The sequence below is a fragment of the Candidatus Afararchaeum irisae genome (assembly GCA_034190545.1).
GTDB classification, from domain to species: domain Archaea; phylum Halobacteriota; class Halobacteria; order Halobacteriales; family Afararchaeaceae; genus Afararchaeum; species Afararchaeum irisae.
The window spans coordinates 1-1,011 of record JAXIOF010000114.1; the positions used below are offsets into that span (position 1 = coordinate 1).

At 46.5% G+C, this 1,011-nt stretch carries 2 protein-coding genes; both read left to right on the plus strand.

Annotated features, from left to right (window positions below; all coding sequences use genetic code 11):
• The first annotated feature begins 153 nt into the window (after positions 1-153).
• Positions 154-735, plus strand: a complete 582-nt coding sequence (locus SV253_10180) for a hypothetical protein (protein ID MDY6776416.1) — start codon at positions 154-156, stop codon at positions 733-735.
• Positions 728-1,011 (plus strand): hypothetical protein (locus SV253_10185; GenBank protein ID MDY6776417.1); only part of this gene is annotated, 284 nt, incomplete at its 3' end. The genes SV253_10180 and SV253_10185, both read left to right, overlap by 8 nt.

The window sequence follows — 1,011 nt, forward strand, 5'->3', positions numbered from 1 at the left end:
TTGACACCAAACGTGTCCCATTTCGAGAGGATAGACGGGATACAGGTTCAGGACTGGCAGAGATTCTAGATCTGCAGACATACTCTTCTACCCATGCTCTGAAATAATACAGCCCCCAGTAGATATATTACAGTCTAACCTGTAAAGGTATCTATGAGGGATTTGACAGACACATCGGGTAGATCTAGACCGGATGGTGAAAAGCCGGACTTCAGTAACTGGGAGGATCCCGAAGAGATGTTCGAAGGAGGATCAACCAGGGAGCGTCTGATGGATGTTATAATGCAGGTACGGGAGCCTACAAAAGTCTCAAGTATTGCAGAACATGCAGGCTGTGACACAGAGACAGCACGAGACTACCTAGACTGGTTTGCTGATCTGGGATTGGTACGAAAACACAGTAACAGACCAACACAGTACGAGAGAAACGAGTCTTTTCTCCGCTGGCGTCAAGTCGAACAGATACGAAGCCAGCACTCCGATGAAGAGATACTAGATGAACTCAAAGAGACCATCGACTCAATCAGAGAGTACCAAGAAAGGTTCGGAGAAGATGAACCGGGACAAGTCTCGTTAAAAGAAGCTAGTGAAACAGCTACAGTTGAGGATCTATGGGACGATCTTTCTGAGTGGCAGACCCTCGAAGAACGTGCTGAACTGCTTGAGACAGCACTGCGCGAAGAAAAAACAAGCGGCAGTCTGGGTACTGATACTGATACTTGTATAAATGCCTGACAGAGGTCAGTCCGATGACGAACTAACCGATAAAGACGTGGCGTCGATAGACACCGATGTTCTTGATCGGATAGGAGGATATCTTTCAGGGAGTGAGCGTTTCTCCGATGTCGAGGTTCGTCCCAAAGAATCACCCAACTCGGTAATTGCTGAATACAACTTAGGATACTTCCCCTCACATATCCAAACTGCATATATACAGATTCGATGGTACAAGACAGACGACTTCAATGTCCACTACAGAGAGCAACATAATAACGATGATACTTGGGAGTG

Bases quoted from the DNA above. Each gene is read 5' to 3' on its own strand.
- SV253_10180 (MDY6776416.1), top strand. From the start codon at position 154: ATGAGGGATTTGACAGACACATCGGGTAGATCTAGACCGGATGGTGAA.